Here is a 17,845-nt window from a genome sequence, read left to right as displayed (position 1 = left end):
ACCTCCTAGATGTGTGGTTCATCGAACAGCCGGCTTGAGGCCTGCCGCGCGGCGACCTCGCGGGAGAAAGCCTCCCACTGGGCGCGCATGTGCGGCTCCAGTTCGCGGGCCAGCTGTGCTGGGTCCTTGACATCGCCCTGCACGGTGATCGTCAGGCTGGGCTTGAACTCAAACGACTGGTCGACCTTGGGCGCTACCGGTTCGGCTTTCTCGGCGGGCTTGGCCACCTCCGCCACTTTGGGCGCCTGCGGCACCGCCTGGGCCATCGCACGCACCACGGCACCCGGGACGGGGGCCTGCAATTGCGGCGGCGACGGCATGCTGCCGGCGGCCACTTGCGCCTTGGCTTGCTGGCGGGCCGTCTCCGCCATGGACCGCATTGCTTCCCCAGGTACAGGCAAGGGCTCGCCCTTCGGCTGGGCCACGGGGGCCGTAGCGATCCCAAGCGCTGGCACGGCCGGCTTCGGCGGCACAACCGGCGGCGGCGTGACCGGTACCGGCGTGACTGGTGCCGGGGCCGGTGTAGCCGCAGCCCGCATCGCATCCCCGGGCGCGGGCGGTTTCTGCGGCATGACCGGCTCCGGGGTGACCGTTTCTGGTGTGGCCGGTGCCGGCGCAACGGCAACTGCAGCCCGCATAGCATCCCCAGGTGCGGGAGGGTTTTCGGCCTTCTCCGCCTTTTCATCCGGCTCTGCGCTGGCCACCTCGGCCGGTTTGCTTTCACCAAACAAGGACTTGCCCAGCCAGCCACCGGCGGCCTCGCCGCCCATGCTGCCAAGCGCGGCACCAATCACCCCCCCGATTGCGGTCCCGATGATTGGCACTACCGAGCCAATGGCCGCACCCGCTGCAGCACCGGCCAGCGTGCCCGCCAGGCCGCCAGCCGCACCGCCGTAGCCTTCGGCCTTCTCGTCCTGGGTTTCGGCGTTTTGGTAGGTACTGGCGAGACTCAGGCCCGTCTCCAGCAGCGCGCCGCCCGGCACCATCTTGCCCAGCGCACCGACCTTGCCAACCATACTGGTCATTCTGGCCATCCGCCCCAGTGCCGGACGCGGTGGTGCTGGGGGTGCAGGCGGTGGAGTCGGTGGCCGACCCGCTGCACCGCCGCCGTTACGACCTGCGCGACGACGGCGCGAGCCACGCCGACCGCCCTGTCCGCTCTGCGCACCAGGACCGCCACCCAGGTCATGGGCGTTGACCACGAACACTTTCTGCGGCTCTGAACTGCCGCCGCGCGCGCCGCCGTCGCCCTCCCCGCCGCCGTCCTCCTTGGCCGAGCGGAACAGGTCAATCACTTTCAGCCCGGTCTCGACGGGATCAAACCCTTGCTTGCCGCCTTCACCCGCCGCTTCGGCGCCGTCGCCACCTTCCGCGTCGCCCTTGCGGCCCAACGCCTTAAGCCCGGCTTCGACCAGGCTTAGCACGGCTTCCCGCTTGCCTTCCGGCTTGCCGTCTTCGCCCTCACCATCGGCCGCATTGGTCACGAAAACCTTCTGCACACTGCCGGTCTTGCCCTGCAGCGCGCCACGCCCGATGTTGAGCAGACCCTTGCCGATCTTGAAGGCATTGAACGCGGTCCGCAGGGCCACAAAGCCGGCCCCCACCGCGACCACACCCGCGACCACCGGCTTGGCCTCATCCGAAAGACCGGTAAAACCTTTGGCTGTCGCGGTAATGGCCTTGGCCACCCCGTCGGTCATCGGCCGGATAGCATCGCCAATGCTGCGCATCGAGTCGTTGACCGCCTGGGCGGTTTCGGACCAGATCTGCGACGAGGCTTCGCGGCGCTCGGCAAGGTTCTTGTCGAGAATGCCCGCGGCATTCTGTGAGTCCTTTTTCAGCTGCTCATACAGCCCACGGTTGGCCGCATAAGCCGTCAGCGCCGCCTTGACCTGCATGTCGGCGAAGATATCGCCGGTACGCAGGGACTGCTCCAAGGCATTGAGCATGGCCTTGGCTTTCTCGGGGTCGGTTTCCTTGCTGATCCTGGCCTGGGCTTCGGCCATCTTCGCGGCCTTCGCCGGGTCGGTAGCCTGGATGTACTTCATGGCCAGGGCAAAGCTCGACTCCAGCGTCGACATGCCCTTTTGAATTCCGGTATTCAACGACGCCTGATAGTCGATGCCGACCTTTTTGTAGGCGTCCACCACCTCGCCCGAACCAATTTTCTCCATCCAGTTCTTGAGGTTGTTGGCCGCCTCATCCGAGCCGCCGGCGGTCTTCATCTGCACCTGCAGCATGGCGCCCAGTGAACTGACCGCATCCATGCCGGTGCTGCCGTTCTTCTCCATGCCCGCCAACAGCTGGGGGAACCACCGGGCCATGTCGGCAGCTTCAAAGCTGCCCGCCTGGCCCTGCAGGGCAATCGCCTCGAGCGCCTGCTGCATGATCCTGGGATCGGTGATCTTGGCGTTCTGCTGCAGCGCCATGATCATGCTGGCCGTGTCGACCCCGCTGGCCCCTTGGCCCACGGCGAACTTGGCGGCCGTCGGTGCATAGGCCATGGCCTGCTTGACGTCCATACCCGCGCCGACCAGCTGATTGACCAGGTCGGCCACGTCGTTGCGGGCCATGCCCGTGTCCTGCGCCGTCTGGATCACGGTCTGGCTGAGCTGCGCCTCTTCCGGCTTGTTGACGATGTCGGACTTGATCGCAATGTCGCGAATGATCGCCTGATAATCCGCGCTGACCTTGGTCGGTATCGCCACCGCGCCGACGCCAATGGCCGCCTGGCCCAAGCTCGACTTGAGGCCGGTCTTGCCCTGCTCAAGCTGCTGGTGCCCCTTGAGCTGCAGATCGGCCGCCTTCGCCGCACGTCCGAGGCGCTGGTACTCCTGACCCAGCTTGGCGACCTCGACCCCCTGCTTGCGCAAGGAATCAAGGTTGCCATTGAGTTTGCGCAGCAGGCCCGTGGCCGAGGCCGACCCGCTGTCGTGCGCTTTCTTCCATTCCTCGCGCAACCGGATGGTTTCGCCAATGGTGCTTTTCAGCACCTTGGCCTTGTTGCCCTTGTCCTCCAGCTTCTTGATGCGGCCTTCGACCGTGTTGAACGCGGCCCCTACCGTCGAGCTGACGGCGCCGCCAATCATCACCGCTAACGCCAGTTTACTTGCCATCGGCAATCCTCATTACCGGCTCACTCCCTGAGCCACCAGACCATGTCGCTGAACGGCATGGTCATGATTTCCTCGATGGAAAAGTGCAGCTCTGCGGCTACGCGCCGGGCCAGCCGCCGCTGCACCTCGGGGTCAAAGCTCGTCGTCCTGCACCAGGCGAAAATACCCGGCCTGCACGCGGTTGTAGTCCTTGAGGGACAGGCCTTCGAGGTCCTTGGGGCTGACTTCGGCCAGCGAGGCGAACAGGTTCAATTCGCGCTGCTCGTCGTCGCCACTGGCAGTCGCCTGGGCGGTACGCACGTCGCGCACGGTCGGGGTGCGCATCGACAGGCTGTCGACGCGCACCCCGTTGAGCTCGCTGGGCACGGTCAATTTCACGACGACGCGGTCAGCGGTCAGGGTCAGGAATTTAGGGATTGGCTTGCTCATGGTGCGGTGTCCTTGTCAGAGATGGGAGTTAGAGGCCCAGGGCCGAGCGTTGCGCGGCCAACTGGTCGACGCCGTTGATCACACGCTTCATGCCCAGCGGGTCGATTTCGTAGACGGTGCGGCCGTCGACATCGAGCTTGTAGTAGGTGACGGCGAGGTTGTGCTTGATCTCGGCCTTGTCGCCGGCCTTCCAGTCGCCCATGTCCACCTCTTTCATGCTGCCGCGCAGGGTCACGACCACCGGGGTGGTCTTGCCCTTCAGGCCCTTGTAGGCCCCTCGGAAGGTGCCGTTGAAGGCGGTGCCATCGGCCAGGCCGAAGAACCTCAGCGACTCGCGGCGCACGCCGGTGGTGACAAAGCCGGCCTCCATCTTTTCCATGCCCATGTCATGCTCGATCGGTACATCCATGCCGCCGTAACGCCCCTCCTCCATCTTGAGGGTGAGCTTGGGCAGGGTCAGGCTGGGAACATCGCCCTGGAAGCTGGTGCCGTCCACGAACAGGTTCGTGTTGGTCAGGGTTTCGGGAATCATTGCCATTGCGGTCGCTCCTTAAGCGGCGGTATCGAGGACTTCGGTCAGCCACTGGTTGGTGACCTCGACGCGGAAGTTGGGGTTTTCGGCGGGCGGCACGTCGGTGAAACGGATGTTCCAGTACACCTTGCCCTGCTCCAGCTGGCTGGCCGTGTTGAGCTCGGTGTCGGCGTAGACCTCGAAGTTGATGATCGCGCCTTGGTTCTTGAGGTCGCGCATGAACGCCTGGAGGCCTTCGGTCACGTCGCTGACGTAAGTCGCGGTGATCGAGCGGTCGACCGCCCACTTGTGCCCGTAGAGGATCGCGTCCATGACGATGTCCATGGTCCGCACGCGGGTGACGAAGGCCCACTTCGGATCGCTGGACAGCGTGCGGTTGCCCCACAGGCGGAAGCCGTCGTCGCGAATGATCGTGGTGATGTTGGCGTTGTTCAGCAGGTTGGCCCGACAGGTCTCGTCGCCGTCCAGGAACTCCACCGCACGGGTGGTACCGGTGATGCCGACAAACTCCTTGTTCGATGGCGAGGCCCAGAAGCCGTACTCGTTGTCGGTCCAGGCGAACAGGCCCGCGACCCAGGCCGAGCCCGGCGCGTCGACCGTGGCATTGGCCGTGGTGTCCCAGTACTGCACGCCGGGGTCGACCATGAACGCGCGCTTGGCGCCGAAGTTTTCGGCGTACTCCATGGCCGCCTCATCGGTGGTACCCGGGCCGTCGATAATGGCGATGCCGCGCAGCTTGTCGGCCAGGGCCACCAGCGCGGTGCCAATCGCCAGGGTCGCGCTGTGGTTGGGGGTGACCAGCAACCGTGGCTGGGCGTTGAAGCGGCTTTTGCCGTTCAGCAGCGCCTGCAGGCCGGTCCGCGTGCCGTCGGCCTTCACGCCGCCGATGATGGCCGAGGTCTGCTCGGCCGCCTCCTCCAGCTTGGCCACGCCGCAGGCGACAATCACCGCCTTGGCGCGGGTGTAGATGGCCTGGCAGGCCTTGGTGATCGCCGAATCGGAACCGAAGGCTGCGATTGCCTCGCGCTCGTTGGTGATCAGCACCAGGTCATTGGCTTTCGCCGTGGGGGTGCCGTCAGCACCTGGGCCCGGGGTGAAAGTGTCGACCAGACCAATGATCGAGGACGACGGCAAGGCGATGGTGCGCGCGCCGGTGTCGACGTTCGTTACGGTAACGCCGTGGAAAAATCCGCTCATGGGTACTCCATAGATACAAAAAAGCCCCGCAAGCGGGGCCAGGAAGAGGAAGGTGAAACCGACGCGCTCGCGTCACTCGGTATTGGCGGTCGGCAGCGCGGGCCAATCGATCGTGCGGGGGAAACCGCTCTGCTGCTCGATGCGGTTCAGATCGACGCGGTACAGCCGCCACGCGTCATACGCCGCCTGCTCGTCAGCGGTCGCAATCTTGAGGTCGACCGCATCCTGAAACGGCGCCATCGCCTGAGTCGCGGCAGCCATCAAGCGCGCGGCTTCGGCGAGGGCCTGCTGCTTAAGGCCTTCCGCTTCTGCCTCCACGTCAAGGGTCCACTCGCCCTGGCTCCAGACGTGGAATGACGACGGACGCGGCGGCCGAAATTGCGACTCCTGCACGGTCCACCCTTCGCCGACCTCAGCAGGGCATTCGACCCAGATCAGCGCCTTGTGAAATCGCCCGGCGGGGTCGCTGTCCGTGACTTCCGCGACCGCCTCGCCTTCAATTCGTGCCCACATGATTTGCCCCTAGTAGTAAATTCTGACCGCACCGTGCGCACCTGGCGCACCGTTACTGACGGTGCGGCCGCCGCCGCCCATTCCGGGCTGCGATGGGCGGCCAACATCAGATCCCGCCCCCGCACTCTCGCCACCACCGCCGATGCCGCCATGCAAGCCGCCATTGGGGGTAGTGATCGGACCGCCGCCCACACCGATGCGATAGTTGATATCGCCACCGCTCCCAGACCCCGGCGCGCCCAGGACCGAGTCCACACGGCCGCCAGATCCGCCTGTAGCGGAGCAGACAGAGCCAAAGCTGCTGGCACCCCCCGCCGACCCGTTCGTGCCGTTTGACGCCGCACCCTCACCCCCGGCGCCGACAGTGATGGTCACCGAGGTGCCCGGCGTCAACGTCACCAGCTTCATCGCCACCCCGGCGCCACCGCCGCCGCTGGCCCCTGCCGTTGCGCTGTTCATCGCGCCGCCACCACCGCCGCCATACACCTCAACCCATGCCTTGGTGACGCCCGCCGGAACCACCCAGTTGAACACCCCAGGCGCTGCATAGATGGCAATGCCCCGGTACGGGAACTGGGTCGCCAGTTTCTTGGGGGTGACGATGGTGCTGTCATCGGCTCCACCATTGACCAGGGCCTGGGTAGCAATTTTGGCGATGCCCAGCACGGTCTCGGTGGCCTGAACGACCTTCGCCGTAATGGCCTGCAGCACACGCGAGGGGCTTACTGGCTTGGTGCTGTTAGTTCCCTCTTCCGCTTCGGCCTGGGTCGCAAACGTAACGCCATAACCAGCCAGCGAGGTCGCTTTGTCAGCCTTCCCGTCCGGGTCAAAATTGCCGCTGTGCCAGAGCTTTCGCCAGTTTCCACCGGCGCCCGAAGCATCTACACGGCGGAAGCCAAGCCAATCGGTATTGACGCCACCAATGAGCTGCAGGCCGTACTGACCTTCGGGATACTTGACGTGTATGCCGGCGCCATATTCGATGTCTGCAGGCTTGTCGGTGGTGAGGTTGCCCACGGTGACAAACTGACTGCCCGCCAGCCCGCCCACGGTCCCTTTGATCTGCACGGGTGCCGCCAGGAGGCCGCCGGCATCTTTGGGAAGCGCATCGGTGATGCCATAGCCAGACAGGGTGGTCGGGTTGGACCCCGCGACCACGATGCCGCGGTTATTGATCTGTACCTTGGTATAGGTCCCGGCAGTTCTGCTCGGCGGCAGAATGCTGAGAAACTGGTCGTCGACATACCCACGCGTCGCCAGGACCACGGCCGGATCAATCTTGAGCTGCACGTTGGCCGCGCTGGTAACGATGATGTTGAGCCGCACCACCTGTGTTTTGCCGGTGCCTTGTGTCAGCAACGGCTTGAAGCTCGGCGCGCAGTTGGCCACGGCGACCAGGTCGCCCGCCGAGTCGTAGAGGCCGATTTCGCGAATCCACCAGCCGCCCACGTCCGGCGGGATCACCTGTTCGGCGATGATGATGCTGGCATTGCTCGGGTCGACCTTGACCTGATTGAGCGCGGCGCGCCGACGCTCGTTGATCAGTTTCGTTTGCAGCCGATCCGGGATGGGCTCTGTGCCGTTGGCATCTCCCACCCCCATCTGTGAGAAAGTCCAGGGGGTGCCCAAGGCGTTGGCGTTGGCCTGCTTCGCCTCCCCCAACGCCGTCAGGATGGCAAAAAACTGACTGCTCGCTGTCGTCATGAGTACACGTCCAGATATTCGATTTGATGTTCGCGGCCGACATGGCCATAGGACCCGCTGACCTCGATGTCGCGCGACATCGGCGGGTACACGTCGATTTCTTCACCCTCGGCCATGCTCACGGCCAAGCGCAGGCTGCCGGCACTGGACAAGGCGATGGCCAGTCCTGTCAGGTGCCGGCTAACGGGTTTGGCGTCGTCAATCAGGCGGGTCAGCTCCTGATACATTTCCTCGGTGATGCCGGTATCGAGCACGCCCACCTGCAGCTCGAAGGTGCCCGGCACACCCAGGGGGACGGTCTGCCACCACTCGCGCACCTCGATCAGGTAGCCCAGCGGCTCCACTACCCGGCGCAGCGCGCCGATGGTGCCCTTGCGGGCATGGACGAAGAACGCCGAACGGATCACCGAGCGCTTGACCGCCTCGGACCAGTTGTTGTCCCAGCGGTCGACCGACCAGGCCCAGGCCAGTTGGTGCAGCAGGTGCGCCGGGCAGGTGTCCGGGTTGTACAGCGTGCGCAGCGGCGCCTCGATCGTCTCAACGGTCGCCACCTCAATCGCCCGCTCCAGCAGGGTGCTGCTGTTCGGTAGCAAACTGCTCACGTCAGGCACCCCGCGTTCCGGTAACGCCCTGGCACCATGCCGCCTGGGCCTTGGTCGGTCGAATGTCGGCCCAGCCAGGAATTTCCACCCGGCTGACCCCGTCGATATGCAGCTGCGCGTCGATGGCCGAGCGGGCCACTTCCACCCCCAGGCGACGCCGGGGATTGATCCACGCGCTCAGCCGACGGTTGCACTCGGTCAGAATCGCCTCGTTTTCCGGTCCGGAGCCTGACAGGTACACCACCGCGTCAATGCGGTACGGCAGGATCTGGGCGCTCTGCACGGTGAGACGATCACCGACCGGGCGCACATCCTCATCACTCAGCGCCGTGCGCACCGTTTCCAGCAGATCGGCAGCGGCCTGGCCGGTGCCCTCAAGCGCTAGCACCGTGACCACCACCGTCGCCGGTGACGGGCTTTCGGCGGTGGCATCGGCGACCAGCCCCGAGGCATTGCGCGCGTGCAGGATGTAGCTGTTACGCGGCCCGGCCGTGGTCAGACCTTCAAACACCAGCTGCACCCGCTCGCGCAGCGCGTCGTCCTCCTCCAGCACCTCCTCCACAGGTGGCACGGCGTTCAGGTCCTCGGCCTGCACCACCAGGCGCTGCAGGTTCACGTTGGCGGCCAGCTGGTCCAGGTCTGCACGCTTGGCGTAGGCCAGCAGCAGCGCCTTGGCCGCGTCATTGACCCGGCCCCGATTCTGCAGGCGGTTGTAGGCGCCCAGCTCGACCAGCGCCACCACCGGATCGCTTTCCAGTGCGGCGTCCCAGTTCTCGCCCATGAATGCGCGAAAGGCCGCCAACCCGGCCTGATAGGTTTCCTCGTAATCCAGGCTTTCCAGCACCTGCGGCGCAGGCAGCGCCGACAGTTCAATTGTGCTCATGCGCTTACCTCCAGCACGACGCCGTCGCCGAGATAACGGCCCGTCAGCTCCAGGGTGATCTGCCCGCCGACAATGGCGGTGACACGCACCCGCTCCAGTTTGAGGCGGGGTTCCCACCGTCCTAGGGCGCGGGCCACCTCGGCCTGCACCGCGCTTTTCCAGCCCTCATTGACCGGCAGGTCGACATAGCGGCGCAGCTTGCTGCCGAACTCAGGACGCATCCGGCGGCTGCCGATCGGCGTGCTCAGAATGACCTCGATCGACTGCCGCAGATGCGCCTGGCCGGACAGCGGCTGCCCCGTGCGGCGGTCCATTCCGATCATGGGATTACTCCGCCAGGCGCTCGAAGTCCGCGCGCTGATCCAGATAGGCCAGCGCCTCGGCGTCATCCGCTGGCACGCTGATACGGCCCCGGGCGATCGCCAGGGGGCGACCACCGCCCAAGAACAGCGAGCGAGACGCGTACTCCTTGTCGACATAGGTAATCGTCGCCGCTGCAGCGGGTGCCGCGGTTGTTTGCTTGGTAGCCATATTTGCTCCAAAAAAAGCCCGCACGCGGCGGGCTGTCAGTGTTTGTGGTTAGGCGTGTTGCCAGTCGTGTCGATGATCTTCCCGCCGCCTTTGATATCGCCCGTTACGCGTAACGGTCCATTGATCAGCACATTGCCAGTCAGGGTGATATCGCCTGCCTTGGCGGTGATCGCGCTGTCGGTCACCACCGCCTCGCTGCCGCCGACCTTGATGGCCACGGTGCCGCTGGGCAGGGTGATGCTGTAGCTCTTGGCCTGCCAGTCGTAGACCAGCGAGCCGCCATCGTCGAAACGCCACACCTCGACATGGTCGCGGTTGTCCGGCTGCGCGCCGGCATTCCCGTACAGCCCGGGCACAAACGTACCCTGCGCCGGTTCGCCGCTCGGACTGATCAGCGCGCCCTGCTCGCCCAGGCTCGGCGCACGCCAGTGGCGGGCCTTGCCTGCGGCCTGGCTATGCCAGCGCACCCAGGCGCTGGTCCAGTCGCCGCCGTCGGATACGCGCACCATGGCAGCGGGCAGGTCCACGGCGACGACTCGGCACGGGATGATCAGTCCGGCCAGCATGCGGTCGTGCTGCGCACTGGCGTAGCCGCTCACTCCAGGGCCTCCGGAGGTTGGTAATGCTGCTCGCTGCCTGGACCCGTGTCCGGACTGAACCCGAACACCAGCGTGCCCGGCGGCTCGTCTGGCCACAGCCATTCCGTGTCGCCCAGGTAGACCGGCTGCCGCCACGAAACTGACCAGGCCGAACAATGCTCGAGCACGGGTATGGACTCGGTCGGTATCGCCTGCACGTCCTGGACGTGGTCGACAAAGTCCATATCCCAATACTGGTTGTGCAGCAGTTGCACCAGCTTGCCCGCCAGAATGGCCGCCTGCAGCGGTGCCCGATCGCGCGACGACTCGACCAGCACGCAGGCCTCGAAGGTGGCCAGCAGGCACACCCGGCCGTCGCCCGGGTCAGGTCCCGGCGCCAGGTTGGTCAGCGCGTAGATCAGCGCCGGGAGAGGCATGCCCTCCTCCAGCACCGGATGGTCTTTGATGTACACCACCTGCGGCATGCCCGCCTTGATCGCCGCTGTCATGGCGTCGTGCAGCTGGTGCAGCTCAGGCGAAAATGTCTGCTGTTCGCTCACGCTCCACCTCCAGCACCAGGGCAACCATGCCGTCGCCTTGCGGTTCGGGCCGGACCACCTTGTAACGTCCGCCGCCCTCGGCGGCAGGCAGCTCCACGGTCAGCACGACGCCCTTGCCCAGCTTGGCCACGTCCGCAGCCAGCACGGTAAAGCGGGGTTCGCGCACCGCGTCGGCATTAACCGTTATGGCCAATCGACCGTTGCCTCCCTTGGCGCCCATCTGGGGATCAAGGAACGGGTCCTCGAAGGTGCCCAACACTGGGGTTCCATCCTCCAGGGTCGCGCGGTCACCCACGCGTACCAGGATTCGCCCAGTCAGTGCAGCCATGCGCTCACGAAAGGACGCGCCCGCCATTACTGGACGATCAGTACAGAGGCGAAGCCGTTGACCGTGTCGCTGGTCAGCTTGCCGTAGGGGCTGGACTCGGGGGTGTCCGCCGCCACCAGCGAGCCCGCCAGCACGCTGACCTTGCTGCCAGCCTTGAGGCCCACAGCAGCAGGCACGTCCCATTCGCCACCGGTGCGATAGACGATCGCGGCGCCTTTGGAGCCTGATTGCAGCGGCATCACCGCCAGATCACCGATCACCTGTGGCACACCGGCGACCGAGCCACCGGTAGGGGCTGGCAGCGTGACGGTGTCGCCCGAACTTACATAGTTGGTGGGCATTGCGTTTTACTCCTTTCCAGAAACAACAAACCCCGCCTAAGCGGGGTGTTTGAGGGTCACGACGGGTTACGCGCCGACGGACTTATTCAGGCCGCGCGCATCGAGCGCAGACACGCCCGCATCGATCCGGACCTTGGACGCGATACCGTCGCTGGTGAAGCCTTCCTGCTGGTCGATGTACGGCGTATCGATGCCGTCCAGGTACGCCACCTCGATGGTGTCCGCACCCTGCTTGGCGGCCATGTAATAGGCGCTCGACGAAGCGGCATCCAGGCGCGGCTCGGCGATCGTCTGGGCGAAATTGCGAATCGGGTTGTCGATGCCCGCATTGGTGTCAGCGCCTGGCACCGACGCCGAACGGATCAACTGATTGGCCTTGTCTTCCAGCGCCACTGGGCACAACAGGAAGGCCGGGCGAATATTCAGTGGCCGGGTTTGCGCACCCTTGGCAGTCAAAGCTGGCTGCAGCGCCATGGCGGTCTTGGCCGCGCTCAGTGCTTCAATCGACAGCTTGGAACCGGCACCGGTGAACAGGTTTTTACGCGAGGCATCGAACAGCGGCTTGCCGTCCTTCATCTGAACGTTGCCGGTCAGGAGGCCGTAAACCAGATCACCGATGGTGGCCCGTGCCGCCTCGCCCAACAGGTACGGGATGCGGGTCAGCGCATCCAGGTCGTCGTTGATGATCGCCTGACGGTTGATGGTGAACAGCTCGCCAAAGGTGGCCAGCTGGATGGTTTCGCCGGTATCGGTCAGGGTGATGTGTTTGTACTCGGCACCTGGGCGAACCTCGCGCAAGGACGAGAACGAGCCCAGGCCTACACGGTTGTGCACCTTGAAATCGCCGAGACGGCCTTTCTTGGTCCACAGGTGGTAGGTTTCATCCGCCTTGGCCCAGCCCTCCAGCAGCGACTTGTGCGAAGCGTCCAGCAGGATATTGCCGAAATCGCTGGTACCGTGCGTGAAGGCCAGGCCGATCATGCTCATCACGTTGAGCGAGGCTACACCGACGCCACGCTCTACCAAGGAAGCGCGGGCCAGCTCGCGCAGGGTCATGTTGTTGAAGCCGTTGTCGGCCTCCAACTCGCCCAGGCCGGCACGGGCATACAGCGAGGCGCGAACCGAGTCGCCGACCAGGTTGCCGTTGGTGGTGTGCCCCGGCTGGCGAAGGCTGCCTGTTGGTGTGGTCTGCTGCCCGATGGCGGCCAGCAGCTTGGCGTTGGCCTGCTCGACCGTGCAGTTGACGTCGTTCAGGCAGGTGTCGCGCAGCGCCTCATGGCCTGCAAATGGCACGAATGCGGCGTTGATCGCGAGACGACGGGTGCCGTCGGCGGCCAGGACGCGCGCGGCGATCTGTTCGGCGGTCTCCGCCGGGTTGGTCGGCGCCGGATTGCCGGGCACGTTGGTCGGCAGGGTGACCGAGCCGCTTGGGGCGAACAGGTGTTTTGCAGCTGGGGGCATTTTGGTGAAGTCCTTCATGCGGTTGGAGTTGAATTGTGCAAAGGCCTCGACGGCCTCCAGCAGCGTGTCAGCAAAGCCCAGGGCGACTGCCTCGGCGCCGGTCATCCACGTCTCGGCGGCCAGCAGTACTTCGACTTCCGCAACACTCTTGCCGGTCTTGGTGACGTACACCGCCACCATGCCGCTCTCGAACTGGTCAAGCGTTGCGGCATACGTGCGCATGGCCTCGGCATCACCGCCTTGGATGCCCCAGGGCTTGTGCACCATGATCATGGCGTTGGCCGGGATGCGGATTTCGTCGCAGGCCATCAGCACCACGCTGCCCATGCTCGCCGCCAGGCCGGTCACGGTACCGATCTTGCGTGCCTTGTGACCCTTGAGCAGGTTGTACATCGCCATGCCCTCGAACACGGCGCCGCCCGGCGAATTCACGTACAGATTGATCTGTGACACGTCACCGAGCGCGCGCAGGTCGTTGGCAAACTGCTGCGCGGTGATGCCTGAATCGCCGATATCGCCAAACAGGAACACATCAGCTACACCTTGCGTCGCAGCCGCCTGGATGGTGTACCAGCTCGCACCGCCGCTATTCGTCACCCCCGCCGACCCTTGCGGGACCATCAGCATCGGGGGTTCGGTCTTTGTCATTTGCAGGTTCATTGGGTTGATTCGCCCCATAGATTTGGTGGTAGTAGTCCGAGCTGTACACCAGCTCGTTCGCACGGTTCGCGGCAATCTCCGCGATGCGGGACGCCTTGAGCTCCGATGGGTTGCGTTGCCGTGAACGGGCCACTTCGGCCTCATCGGCAAACCCGGCCTTGACCAGAATTTCCCAGGCGGTCGCCTCATGCACCGGGTTGATCCAAGGCATGACCGGACCTTGGTAGAAAGCGCCGTAGAGAGTGCGCTGGTCGACGTCCGCCGGCACCTTGAGCTGCCCGCTCATCACCGCCATGCGCAGCCAAGCGCGGTACACCGGGCGACACCAGTAGTCGATGAACTCATGCTGCAGCAGGTCGTAACCCAGCTGGCCCTCGACCAGCTCCTGGCGTTGCGCCGAGTAGGTGCCGTCATAGCTGCGGGCCACACTGGAATAGGTGCTGCGCGTCCCGGCCGCCACGGCCTTCAACTGGCCGTTACGGAAACCCTCGAGGAACGGGTTAGGGCGGTTGCTCTCGATGGTCCCGACTTCCTCACCCGGTAGCAGGTTGTCGATCACCATGCCCGGGGCGAAGGGGAAAGTACGCTGCTCCTGGGCTTGCCCTCTGCCGGGCATCACATAGTCGTCGGGCGTGCCCTTCTTGATGTACATGGCCAGCGCCGCGCTGATCCGCGCGGCCACCCGTTCGCTTTGCTCGTAGTCCTTGATATCCGCCAGACGGATCACCACGGCGTGCAGCAGCGGCTGGCCACGGTTCTGGCCAATGCGCTTGCGGTGGGCAATGTGAATCATCCTGTCGGCCGACACGCGCTTGGTGTTCTGCGCCAGACCGCCGGTCATCTTGGCCCCGGGGTGCGATTTGAAAAGGTGGTAGGCACGTACACGGCGCCAGGAATCGCGTTCGACGCCCTGGACGATGCCCTGAGACAAATCGTCGTATTCCACCGGCAGGTAGTCCGGCTCCAGCAACTCAAGGGCAAACGGCACCCCATGCAGGTGCTGGTAACCCGGAACCGTACCCATCAGCATCTGCGCCAAGGCCTCGCCATCGCGCAACCAGGTGCGACACACCAAGCGCTCCATCTGCGGCCGCGTCAGCTCGCCAGAAGCCTCGGGCCTGAGCGACCATTCCCCCCACAACGCCTTGATCGCGCTGGCGAACTCGGTATGCACCGTGCCGTCGGAACGCATCGGAATAGGCTCCACGGCAATACCAGGGCCACCCACCACTCGCTCATCCATCCGATCGAACAGACCAGTGACCAGATCGTGGTCCTCATCCAGCGCGCGGATCTGCTCGCGGATCGACTTGAGCGCGGGTTGCAACGCGCTGTCCGCATCGCGCGTCTGCTTCACCGCCTTGTGTGTCCGTGACGGTCGCGCTGCCTCGAAGGCCTGGATCACATTGCGCGCCCGCAGGCGCTCGGCCACTACCCTGGGGAAAAAGGGCTCCAGGGCCCGGTCCACCAGTTCGCCGATCACCCGAACGTCGCCAGGGAATGCCCTGGACGCCCCCCGCGGGCCTCATGCGCCGCCCGGCGTTCCCATTCCACCCGACCGGCGCGGATCTGCGGTAGGTCCGCCATCACGACCCGACGGCCATTGAATTGCACATCCTTGCCGCCTTCCAGTAGCGCCATTTCAGCCTGCAGGTAACGGTCGACCATTTCTTGGGCTGTCACAGCCATGCGTTTGCTCCTGTCTCGATCCAGCCGCCGGCGGCAGGCTGGGTTTCTAATGCCGGCGGGGCCGCCGACGGTTCAGGCGCTGACACTGCAGCCGGGGACGGCGCGTCCTCGGCAACGGGTACGTCATCGTCTTCTTCCACTTCCCATACCCCGGTGTCAGGGTTCTGGCTGGCCAGCAGATCCAGGTCCAGGCCGAACCGCTGCTGACTGATGCGCAGGGCGGCCAGTGCATACACCGCGCAGTCGAGCGCTTCGTTACGGCGGCCGCCGGCATCCCAACGCATGACTCGGCGGCCCTTGATGACCGCCCATTTCTTGCGCTCGCTGGTCAGCTGCTGCAGCTCGTCTTCGTCACAGACCAGCTCATCAGCGGGCAGGTGGATGCAGCCAGGCACCGGTCGAGGACCGTCCGGCTGCAGCTTGAGGCGGCTGTAAATCAATTCCTTGGCGTTGTCGGTACCGACTTCGGTCAGGTAGACCTTGCTGCGCTTGTCCTTCTTGCGTGGGAAGTTGGCAATCGGCTTGCCGTAGGTGCTGGCCCCGAAAATCGGGATCACCCACTGCACGCCATGCTTGCGGCTCTCGGCGCGGACCTCGTCCGAGTAGTGGCCGCCCGAGTCCCAGCACCAGCGTTCCACGCGCATCACCGATCCATCTGCTCGGGTGAAGCTACGGTGCAGCTCGCGGCCGACCTTGCGGCGCAGCTCGATGCTGGCCGGGTCGCCCGTGAGAATGAAGCGGTGAATCAGCCAGGCTTCCTCGCCGGCGCCGTAGGCCCAGATCCGGCCCTCGTAGCGGTCGTCCTGGGTATCGATGCCACCAAACAATGCCACCGCCCTGCTGGGCACCTGGCCAAACACTTCGCGGCGGTCGCGCAGCTGCTCCCAGTCCAACTTTTCGCCTTGGTCTTCCTCCCACACCTCGCCGAGCGTGGTGTTGACGAAGGTCTTGAGCTTGCCCCGGTCCTTGCCGACCTTGGCAAAGTCAGTGGCGATATCGATCCAGGTGGTAAACGTCGAGTATCCCGTCCACACGCTGAACGTCACCGAACGGGGCGTAACGGTCGGCTCACCCGACGCGTCGAACCACTCCATGCTGTCGCGCGTCCAGATGCCGGACCGCTGACAGATCCAGCGGCCCGTCTCGGCGGCGGCCTCGACCATTTCGTGATATTCGAACGTGCCGCCCTGGCAGTGCGCGCACAGATACCAGGCGGCCTCGACCTCCTGACGCTCATTGAGGCGGTACTTGATGCCAAACGGCTCATCCTTGCCGCCCCAGTGCAACACCTGCTCGGCACCGCAGCACGGCGACTTGATGCTGAGCCGCAGGTCGTGCGGCGACTCGATCGCGGCACGGCTGATCTGGCACTTTTCGGATTCAGTAGGTGTTGATCCCCGGATCGACTTCTTGAAGGTGGCACCTTCTAGACGCTTGTCACCCAGGAACGTCGGGGCGCCCTCGCCTTCGATATCCTCATCGAATTTCGACAGCTCGTCGTAAATGACGGTGTCCGGGCTCTTTTCCCGATAGTTACGTGCCGCCTTACCACCCAGGCACCACAGCATCTTGCGATTAGCAAAACACTTGGCCTCCAGGGTGTTGTCGCGATGCTTCATGCCGTACCAGGGCGCCAGATCGAGCACCACCGGCACATCGCGAATCATGCCCTCGATGTGGCGTTTCATGACGCCCTCGGCGTCACCCTCGGTCGGGCAGTACATCAGCACGTTGCGCTTCTTGTGCTGGATCAGGTAGCCGATGAAAGCCATCAGCATCTTGGTGTAACCGAGTCGCGCCGATTTCACGAAGTTGACTTCGCGGATCAGGTCATTGCCCATCGCATTGAGGATGGCCACTTGAAACGGCGCCGTTGTCCATCGCCCCTCCTGATAGGAAGACTCCGAGGACAAGTAGAAATGTTTATCAGCCCACTCCACCACAGTCATGGGCGGTTCTTTGAACAACGACGACAAGCCAACACGCACCGCGTTAGCCAGTGTCGTCATCCAGGGTTGAAAGGAACTCATCGAGAATCTCCGGCAAACGGTCGTGAAGACTGGCCGCCTCGTTACGCGTAACGGCCACTTCACGCTGCACCGCTTCAAGGTGGCGTGGTTCGATATCGGGGTGCTTGCGCTTGACCTTGGTATGCACGGTGTCGAGCGTTGAGCCGATCAAACTGGTGAGCCGACCGAAGGCAAACGTCATGAAATCAACCGGGACCAGGTGGCGTCGCTTGACTTCGTTTCGCATCTCCATGGCGTCGGCTTGCTCTTTGGTCAGACGGAAACGCTCGACGGCGGTCTTGTACTCAAGGTCTGGGTCTTTGTCGGCATCGCCAAGTTGCTGCTTCCCGCTTTGGTGCTGCAGGCGGTTATCCAGCACCGAGCGGGTGTCATAGAACGACTCTCGACCGATCTTGGCGACTGGCTCGACGCCCCATTTGTCAAAGGCTTGAACCGAAATCCCGAGGCTTTCGGCCATACGTTTTTTGTTCAGCCAGTACGGCTGTCGGGTGATCGTTGGATTTGTCATGGACTAAACAACAACCAACCTCCGAAATTGGGTCATACATAGCGAAAGAGCGGGGCCCGAATTACCCCCTATCGCCGGTGGGCCTGGGAGGACCCATCGACGGGGGGTGGGGGTGGGGTCGGGGTGCCGCCCGAGGGGGTGGCGGGGGCCTCGGCGACCAGCTGGCCGACCTCTCAGCCACGG

General features: G+C 64.6%; 19 protein-coding genes. All 19 read right to left on the bottom strand.

Translation table 11 applies throughout. The annotated features are described in order from the left end of the window. Nucleotides 1-5: 5 nt before the first annotated feature. Nucleotides 6-3,116, bottom strand: a complete 3,111-nt coding sequence (locus tag AC0ZZU_RS10620; RefSeq protein ID WP_476340540.1) for a phage tail tape measure protein — start codon at nucleotides 3,114-3,116, stop codon at nucleotides 6-8. Between the two features lie 132 nt (nucleotides 3,117-3,248). Then, on the bottom strand, nucleotides 3,249-3,545 hold the full coding sequence (locus AC0ZZU_RS10615) for a phage tail assembly protein (RefSeq protein WP_476340538.1): 297 nt from the start codon (nucleotides 3,543-3,545) through the stop codon (nucleotides 3,249-3,251). A 28-nt stretch (nucleotides 3,546-3,573) separates the two neighbouring features. Then, entirely contained in the window at nucleotides 3,574-4,083 is a 510-nt protein-coding gene (locus AC0ZZU_RS10610; protein WP_476340537.1) for a phage major tail tube protein, read from the bottom strand. 12 nt (nucleotides 4,084-4,095) lie between these two features. Then, nucleotides 4,096-5,274, bottom strand: a complete 1,179-nt coding sequence (locus tag AC0ZZU_RS10605) for a phage tail sheath subtilisin-like domain-containing protein (RefSeq protein ID WP_476340536.1) — start codon at nucleotides 5,272-5,274, stop codon at nucleotides 4,096-4,098. Nucleotides 5,275-5,346: 72 nt separating this feature from the next. After that, nucleotides 5,347-5,787 carry a tail fiber assembly protein gene (locus AC0ZZU_RS10600; RefSeq protein ID WP_476340535.1) on the bottom strand — a complete coding sequence of 147 codons (441 nt, stop codon included), beginning with the start codon at nucleotides 5,785-5,787 and terminating at the stop codon, nucleotides 5,347-5,349. A 9-nt stretch (nucleotides 5,788-5,796) separates the two neighbouring features. Beyond that, entirely contained in the window at nucleotides 5,797-7,491 is a 1,695-nt protein-coding gene (locus AC0ZZU_RS10595) for a phage tail protein (RefSeq protein WP_476340534.1), read from the bottom strand. Then, a complete protein-coding gene (locus AC0ZZU_RS10590) occupies nucleotides 7,488-8,093 on the bottom strand; it encodes a phage tail protein I (RefSeq protein WP_476340533.1) in 606 nt (201 codons plus the stop codon). Before AC0ZZU_RS10590 ends, AC0ZZU_RS10595 begins: the two co-directional genes overlap by 4 nt. Nucleotide 8,094: 1 nt before the next feature. Continuing rightward, nucleotides 8,095-8,976, bottom strand: a complete 882-nt coding sequence (locus AC0ZZU_RS10585) for a baseplate assembly protein (protein WP_476340532.1) — start codon at nucleotides 8,974-8,976, stop codon at nucleotides 8,095-8,097. Next, entirely contained in the window at nucleotides 8,973-9,299 is a 327-nt protein-coding gene (locus tag AC0ZZU_RS10580; protein WP_476340531.1) for a GPW/gp25 family protein, read from the bottom strand. Before AC0ZZU_RS10580 ends, AC0ZZU_RS10585 begins: the two co-directional genes overlap by 4 nt. A gap of 4 nt (nucleotides 9,300-9,303) precedes the next feature. After that, nucleotides 9,304-9,507 (bottom strand): hypothetical protein, encoded by a 204-nt coding sequence (locus AC0ZZU_RS10575; RefSeq protein WP_476340530.1) that lies wholly within the window; start codon nucleotides 9,505-9,507, stop codon nucleotides 9,304-9,306. Between the two features lie 35 nt (nucleotides 9,508-9,542). After that, nucleotides 9,543-10,073, bottom strand: a complete 531-nt coding sequence (locus AC0ZZU_RS10570) for a phage baseplate assembly protein V (protein WP_476340737.1) — start codon at nucleotides 10,071-10,073, stop codon at nucleotides 9,543-9,545. A gap of 29 nt (nucleotides 10,074-10,102) precedes the next feature. Beyond that, nucleotides 10,103-10,645 (bottom strand): hypothetical protein, encoded by a 543-nt coding sequence (locus tag AC0ZZU_RS10565; protein ID WP_476340529.1) that lies wholly within the window; start codon nucleotides 10,643-10,645, stop codon nucleotides 10,103-10,105. Next, on the bottom strand, nucleotides 10,617-10,973 hold the full coding sequence (locus tag AC0ZZU_RS10560) for a head-tail joining protein (RefSeq protein WP_476340528.1): 357 nt from the start codon (nucleotides 10,971-10,973) through the stop codon (nucleotides 10,617-10,619). The genes AC0ZZU_RS10565 and AC0ZZU_RS10560 overlap by 29 nt, the downstream gene beginning before the upstream one ends. Nucleotides 10,974-10,999: 26 nt before the next feature. Further along, the gene (locus tag AC0ZZU_RS10555; RefSeq protein WP_476340526.1) at nucleotides 11,000-11,314 is read right to left on the bottom strand and encodes a hypothetical protein; all 315 of its coding nucleotides are present in this window, start codon (nucleotides 11,312-11,314) and stop codon (nucleotides 11,000-11,002) included. A gap of 66 nt (nucleotides 11,315-11,380) precedes the next feature. Continuing rightward, nucleotides 11,381-13,423, bottom strand: coding sequence for a ClpP-like prohead protease/major capsid protein fusion protein (locus AC0ZZU_RS10550; RefSeq protein ID WP_476340524.1), 2,043 nt, complete (start codon nucleotides 13,421-13,423; stop codon nucleotides 11,381-11,383). Further along, nucleotides 13,362-14,918, bottom strand: coding sequence for a phage portal protein (locus tag AC0ZZU_RS10545; protein WP_476340523.1), 1,557 nt, complete (start codon nucleotides 14,916-14,918; stop codon nucleotides 13,362-13,364). Before AC0ZZU_RS10545 ends, AC0ZZU_RS10550 begins: the two co-directional genes overlap by 62 nt. Next, nucleotides 14,915-15,124, bottom strand: coding sequence for a primosomal replication protein PriB/PriC domain protein (locus AC0ZZU_RS10540; protein WP_476340522.1), 210 nt, complete (start codon nucleotides 15,122-15,124; stop codon nucleotides 14,915-14,917). Before AC0ZZU_RS10540 ends, AC0ZZU_RS10545 begins: the two co-directional genes overlap by 4 nt. Then, nucleotides 15,115-17,154, bottom strand: a complete 2,040-nt coding sequence (locus AC0ZZU_RS10535; RefSeq protein WP_476340520.1) for a phage terminase large subunit family protein — start codon at nucleotides 17,152-17,154, stop codon at nucleotides 15,115-15,117. Before AC0ZZU_RS10535 ends, AC0ZZU_RS10540 begins: the two co-directional genes overlap by 10 nt. Next, nucleotides 17,117-17,662 (bottom strand): terminase small subunit, encoded by a 546-nt coding sequence (locus AC0ZZU_RS10530; protein WP_476340519.1) that lies wholly within the window; start codon nucleotides 17,660-17,662, stop codon nucleotides 17,117-17,119. Before AC0ZZU_RS10530 ends, AC0ZZU_RS10535 begins: the two co-directional genes overlap by 38 nt. Nucleotides 17,663-17,845 lie beyond the last annotated feature (183 nt).

Source organism: Pseudomonas sp. JE3303 (genome assembly GCF_056312565.1).
Note: the sequence above shows the minus strand (reverse complement) of the source record. Positions and strands in the feature narration are given on the sequence as shown.